The 6,655-nt window shown below is 37.1% G+C and carries 5 protein-coding genes and 2 pseudogenes; 4 read left to right on the top strand and 3 right to left on the bottom strand.

The features are described from left to right. Window positions 1-245: 245 nt before the first annotated feature. Complete coding sequence (locus BSO02S_RS25765; protein ID WP_066074855.1) at window positions 246-1,649, bottom strand: Ig-like domain-containing protein; 1,404 nt, start codon at window positions 1,647-1,649, stop codon at window positions 246-248. A gap of 938 nt (window positions 1,650-2,587) precedes the next feature. On the opposite strand from BSO02S_RS25765, the gene BSO02S_RS25760 reads away from it, so the two are divergent. From BSO02S_RS25760 to BSO02S_RS28360, 4 genes are all read left to right on the top strand, one after another. Next, window positions 2,588-3,184 carry a DUF5317 domain-containing protein gene (locus BSO02S_RS25760; RefSeq protein ID WP_066074852.1) on the top strand — a complete coding sequence of 199 codons (597 nt, stop codon included), beginning with the start codon at window positions 2,588-2,590 and terminating at the stop codon, window positions 3,182-3,184. Window positions 3,185-3,353: 169 nt separating this feature from the next. Further along, window positions 3,354-5,192 (top strand): bifunctional diguanylate cyclase/phosphohydrolase, encoded by a 1,839-nt coding sequence (locus BSO02S_RS25755; RefSeq protein ID WP_066074850.1) that lies wholly within the window; start codon window positions 3,354-3,356, stop codon window positions 5,190-5,192. 10 nt (window positions 5,193-5,202) lie between these two features. Beyond that, a complete protein-coding gene (locus BSO02S_RS26740) occupies window positions 5,203-5,325 on the top strand; it encodes a DUF2922 family protein (RefSeq protein WP_084375182.1) in 123 nt (40 codons plus the stop codon). A gap of 79 nt (window positions 5,326-5,404) precedes the next feature. Further along, window positions 5,405-5,539, top strand: coding sequence for a hypothetical protein (locus BSO02S_RS28360; protein ID WP_268876034.1), 135 nt, complete (start codon window positions 5,405-5,407; stop codon window positions 5,537-5,539). Between the two features lie 418 nt (window positions 5,540-5,957). Here BSO02S_RS28360 and BSO02S_RS26735 read toward each other — a convergent pair. Both BSO02S_RS26735 and BSO02S_RS28170 read right to left on the bottom strand, forming a co-directional pair. Then, a pseudogene (locus tag BSO02S_RS26735) lies at window positions 5,958-6,262 on the bottom strand (MarC family protein). Between the two features lie 118 nt (window positions 6,263-6,380). Next, a pseudogene (locus BSO02S_RS28170) lies at window positions 6,381-6,584 on the bottom strand (UDP-glucose 6-dehydrogenase); the annotation flags it as partial. Window positions 6,585-6,655: the final 71 nt, after the last annotated feature.

Raw genomic sequence — 6,655 nt, 5'->3', positions numbered from 1 at the left:
GTGAATGGTATCCAATAGACGCTACTTAGATGTTTGGGCTGGAATCCTCTCAAACATCTAAGTAGACGGGCGCTATTGGAACACGTTCCTACTAAAAAGTCTTTAAAAGGGTATCCAATAGGCGCTGTTGGAGGAAACCTTAATCAATAAGCCACCAAGAGGCAAGTAGGTACGAATACCCTTTGCTACACAGCATGGTCTACTTCGAAAAGCCAAGGAATTAATCCTTGGCTCATTCATTGGATTTAATGTTTTACAACTTTAATCGTACTCTTTTTACTTATATTACCCGCCTTATCCTTGGCAGTTACAGCAAGTGTAGTTCCTTTTTTCTGTGCTTTTATTTTTACTGAATAGTTCCCTTTTGAATCAGCATTAGCTGAACCAAGTGATTTACTTCCTACTTTCACAGTAACTCTTGAGTTCGCTTCTGCTTTCCCTGTTACCTTCCTATCGTTATCATCTACTTTTTTAACTGTTGGCTTGCTCGGCGCAACAACATCTGCAACGGTTACCGATGCACTTGAACTTACATTTCCTGCGCCATCTTTAGCTGTAACTATTAATTTCGCACCTGCTTTTTGAGCAGCTACCTTTACAGAAAATGCTCCATTTGATGCTGCTTTCGCCGTTCCTAGTACTTTGTTTCCGTTTTTAACCGTAACTGAAGAGCCAACCTCAGCCTTTCCGGTTACTACTTTGTCGTTATTATCAACCTTGTTAACAACTGGCTTACTTGGTGCAACAACATCTGCAACAGTTACCGTCACACTTGCACTCACATTTCCAGCGCTATCTTTAGCTGTGACGGCTAACTTTGTGCCTGCTTTTTGAACAGCAATCTTTGCTGAAAAAGCTCCATTAGACGCTGCCTTTGCCGTTGCTAGTACTGTATTACCTCTTTTAACAGTAACGGTAGATCCAGATTCTGCCTTTCCAGTTACAACTGTATCATTATTATCAACCTTGTTTACACTCGGCTTATTTGGCGAAACATTGTCTATAAATTGAGTTCCGATCAGATATAAGTCTGATTCTGTATTATCGTCATATAGGTCGTTATCATTGTCTATAACGCCCACGTAGTATGTGCCACTCTTAGCTTGGTACGCTTTGAATTCAAACCCGTCCTCATCATACGAGCCTAAATATACTAACCTATCATTCACCACAAAATCTTTTTGCATGGCACCGAATAATAGATCAATAGCATCTGAGTTAGTGCCCCCAGCCACTAATAAAATTCCATCCTTAGGCACGACTACTTTATGAAAATCTACATCATACAAAGGAAGTAATTGACCAATTGTTGGTTTTTCATAGGAAGTATCATTTGCAAAATCAAATTCATCGTTGTACTCCATTTCAAACAAATAATCTTCAGCTTCACTACTGGAAATACTACTACTCGTAGCACCCATTTTATTAAAACTTTTTGCTGAATAAGATCGAGAACCTTTTACTTCTTTTTCAAGTTGATTAAACGTATGGGAATCTATAATACCTTGTTGGAGTGGCTTTTCAACCTGATGTTCCATTAACTTCTTTGACAATTCATACTCGTTACCTTCTGCCTTTACAGTACCTACAGACAGAGGTGAAATGAATAACCCTAATGCAACCAAAAATAAAATTCCTTTATTACGCATGAATTTACCCTCTTTTCCTCGTTATAACGAACAATATATCATACCTATACTACTACATAGGTCCCGGAACGACTATAAGATTCTATATGCATTTTACGACAAAAAATATATTATTTAAGACTAGGGATTAACAGTTTACTAGCAAAAAGCAAATATGCGACACCTTTTCAACTAAATAACAAAAAGGCTATACTAATCAAACGTTTGATTGAAACCGGCACAAGGATTGATGTATAAGATTTCCTCCTAAAAGGGCACAAAGAATGTCGGTAGGAATTTATAAATTTCGCTGGAAATTACCTACATTTCTACAAAATCGGATGAGTCTCTCCTAAACCAACAAAATTCTAGGAATCCCCCGCCTTTTCAACACTACACAAACATTTAATTAAAAGTGACCTCAGCTCGCGTTATTCATGGATTTTCCCTCTAAATTCCTTAGATAAATGTCGATTACTGCAATTGCCATTCACTCTTTTAAAAAGGAACTCATGGAAGTGATTGAACTTGGAATTGTGCCAGACCCTGTTTGTTACGGTTTGCACATTTCCCGTTTGTTAATGTAAAGGAACATCAGTAGATTAGATAGAGGCAAGTCGGAGGCATCGTTATTCAATTAATCCCCCTGTTTTTCGAAACTAACCAAACGTTTGCTTAAAAGTACCTCAACACGCAGTATTCCTAGGACTTCCATTTAAAATACCCGCGGAAATTGTCGGCAAACGCAATTAGAGGACCGCCCTACTCATATCATCGCAAGGCGGTTCTTTTGTAGGTTTATAAAGCTCCCTTCTTAATAAATCCACAATTTCGACACATTTTTCTCTTGCTTTCGACAATTATTTTTGATTATATTATTGTAGGAATATTTTTCCTTCGTAGATTTTTCAAACTATTGTCTATTTGTAATATATTCTTGCATAGGAAGGTAACAACTTATGGTATTTGACGGCATCATTATTTCGTTTATTATAGGCTTTCTACGAAAAGGCAACTTAAGAGCACTGGCGAAGCTAAAGCTGAAGTGGGGATGGATATTTCCTCTACTATTGGTTGTTGAATTGGTCGTTTTTATGCTCCAAAATGATAGTGAATTTCTTGCACAGGTAAGTGGATATATCTACATAGCGGTTTATGTACTTGGTTTACTATTTTTATTTATGAACCGCAAGAACCCAGGATTTATTCTCATATTAATTGGCGTATTTCTTAATTTTTTAGTAATGGTGATTAACGGCGGAAGAATGCCAGTATCAGTAGAGGCAGCTGCGGTTTTGGATCCAGGGTATGTCGAAGTCCTTAAAGATAGCTTATATGCCAAGCATACGATGCTAACTGCTTCCACGCATCTTGGATTTTTAGGCGATGTTATTCCAATCTCAAACCCTTATCCACGCACACAAATTATTAGTATCGGCGATATCATTATGAATATTGGAATCTTCTTCTTCATTCAATATTTGATGGTTCGTCATCCAGCGTCAAAAAAAGTGGAAACTCCCTCACTCTCCTTAAGAGGAGGTGAACAAAAATGAAAAAGGAACAAAGACAAGGCATAAAATTAACTGGAATTCTTTACAACGCAATCATTATCGGTTCTATCATAATTGCTTTAACATCTGGATTCAAATTAGTTTAAGAGTTTAATAATGGGAGAAGTAATTCTGTTACTTCTCCTTAATTTTATTTATGAGAGTGATGAATATGCGAATTTTAAAAACACCTGCACATAAATATCTTTTCTTGATATCTGCCTTAGGCATTTTGTTTTCTACTTTCTTAATTAAAATCCCTCAGTACTCTCAAATGGATTGGATTATTATTTTTTCTGTTTCCGGATCCATATTAATTCTTAATTACTACATAATACAGATGCCTCCAAAGGGTAATGCCCTTTCAATGGATTCTTCTATTTATTTAGCAAGTCTTTTTTTGTATGGATTACAGTTTACATTACTTGTTTTATGCATTCATTCCATCATTTTTGCTGCGTTACAGCGGAAAATTGCCTGGTGGAAACATCTGTTTAATTTTTCTATTTATTCTTTAATGATTATTGGTGCCTATTACGCATTTATCTTTACAGATGGATACATTGGAGATATCCAAATAAATAACATCGTTCCATATTTACTTTCTCTTTGCACCTATTTTATATTGAATCTACTATTAGTAGGTTTATATTTCATATTTGAAGCAACCGAAAACTTAGTAAACTTTTTCAAGGAATTTATTAAAGAAACGATTGCCACTTATTTTAGTGCACTTGTGCTTTCATTAGTACTCGTCATTTTAATGAAAACCGAAGAATTATTCGGTCTGACTCTTTTTACCTGTATTGCCTTCTTATTGTCTTTAGCATTTAAACAGCATTTTAACTTATTTAAAGAGATATCTGAGAAAGCAAACAAGGATTTCCTTACTGGTCTGAATAACCACGGTTATTTTAAGGAGATTTTTGAAAAAGAAGTGGCTACCGCGAAGGAATGCGATCAGCCATTAAGTCTCGTCATCCTTGATATCGATGATTTTAAAAAATACAATGATCTGTACGGGCATATTCAAGGAGATCAGTTGCTACAGGAATTTGGTGCACTGCTGAAAGCCGAGTGTGACGCGGCCAATTTTATTGTTGCTCGCTATGGTGGCGAGGAATTTTCTATCATCATGCCAAATACAAATTGCGATACTGCTTTTTCGTTCATGAATGAATTGCGAAAGAAAGCAAATGACACCTATATTAAAGGGGTTGAAGGTCTCCCCTACGGCTGTTTGTCCTTTTCGTCTGGTATTGCCGAATGTGAAAAAGAAACCTACAGTATTTCTGAACTTCTTAACAAAGCTGATCAAGCAATGTATGCTGCGAAAAACCAAGGAAAAAATCTTGTTGAAGTCTATAATGAGCATTCTGAATATTCGCTCCAGCGTTCTCTTTCACTTGAAAAAGATTTGGAGGAAGCAGAACATCAATTAAAAATCTTTCTCTCAAAGGATGTATACACCTATCGCCATAGTAAACGTGTCTACCAATATGCGGTTGATTTTTCACGAGTCCTTAACTTAAGTGATCATGAACGTAAAACGCTGATTCTTGGAGCACTCATCCATGACATTGGAAAAATCGAAGTCCCGCGGGATCTTTTAAATAAAAAGGGCAAGCTCGAGCCTCATGAATGGGAAACGATGAAAAAGCACGTAACCTGGGGAAAAGAAATCATTTCAACTAATAAGAAATTAGAAGACTTGATTCCATTAGTCGAACTCCACCATGAACGCTATGACGGAAACGGCTATCCTTATGGCTTGAAAGGAAAATCGATCCCAAAACTTGCGCGAATTCTCTGCGTTATCGACTCTTTTGATGCAATGACAACGGAGCGGCCCTATCAAAAAACAAAAACCTTTCAAGAAGCGATCGTTGAATTACACGAATGCGCTGGAAAACAATTCGATCCACAATTCATCGAACCGTTTATCACGATGATCAAGCAACTCGATCACTCGGGCGAAGAACTAGAAAAAGAGCTAGTAACAGTGAGTTGATGAGGAAGTCGTGAAATTATCGAGGGCGCAAATTATTGCAGCTGGAGTTTTCACAACCGTTAGCGGTAAGTTGGAAGCTGTAAAAGGCGCAAGAGTCATCGACCGCAATGTAACTGATTATGAACTGGTTTAATACGGGAGAGGCCGGATTCGAGATGAAGCCGGTCTTTTTCTTACCAACCCACTTAAAATATAGAAAGGAGCGAGTACTCGTGGAACAAATCAATTCGTTCATCAGCGAGGTAGGAGTTCCAATCGTGGTCCCGGGCTTTCGTTTCATAAGTGGAAAAAAACTTGTCGACAATTTAATCTGGACAATATTAAAATATGCAGTCCATCCTCTTTAAAAGACAGTTTCTCCACAAACTACCATTCTTTGACTAATTCCCCGTTATATCAACACTAATTAAACGTTTGGTTAGATCCGCTTCAAGCCCTATTAAATCAATGTTTGTTCTTCCCAATGTGAAAAAAGACTGTTGAAAAATGGGCTCGAACTAAAATAAATAAACCATTCCCTCTCAACAGACAAATATTGGCTGGTTTCCATATGCACGATACTATTCAATCGTTTGATTAAATACGCTGGAAAGCCCGCTGGTAAAGGATTAATTCAAATAAACGGCCAAAATTTTCTCAGTTAATTAAACGTTTGATTAAACATAGCTTTGTCCCTCATCGATGTTATTTGATTATAGGTTCAGCAGCATTCCACAGGGACAGTTCTTAGGGCTTTCGCAAGAGCCAATGACCCAAATATCAAGTCTACAAATGAGGAAAGAGACCTTTTATACCTTCGGCAATCATCTGAATGGAAATAACAGCAAGAATTAGACCCATTAATCTTGTAATAATATTCAGTCCCCCTTGACCGAGTTTGGCAATAATCGGGCTTGAATAGTAAAACAGGACAAAAGAAAGTGCGAAGAAACAATTGCGGCTTTCCTTGCAGTACGTTTCTTTTGCTGCTGGGAATAACCATTAGTAAGGGAGATAAAAATCGGAATATTTCCTATCGGGTTCATAACAGCGAAAAACGATACTATCACTTTTAAAAGTAGAGCGATCAAAATGTTTCCTCCTTCCCGAGTTAAAACTAAATATATTTCGAATTCATTTTTATATATTACCCAAATATATAAAAACGCAACAATTATAACCTGACTTCATACATCAATGGCAGCCTTAACCAATCCCAGCTTTTAAAAACTTACTTCCAATCCGTTCATCAAAGCTCATTCCTACCGCTACATCCCCAATAACACCTCCAACTAACTCACAAAGATTAGCACTATCGTTCTTATAAGATATTTTAAGAGCAAGGAAATCATTAGAGTCATACTTGATCATCTCCGCTGATCTTCAGCGAACAGATACGATAGGATTATTAAAATTATCCCCCCCTGACCCTGTCCTTTTCACCTCAAAAACCGTATATAGATGGTGAAAGGAGGTGGTAACAA

Source organism: Neobacillus soli NBRC 102451 (genome assembly GCF_001591665.1).
Lineage (GTDB): Bacteria > Bacillota > Bacilli > Bacillales > Cytobacillaceae > Neobacillus > Neobacillus soli.
This window is presented reverse-complemented; position numbering and strand designations above follow the sequence as displayed.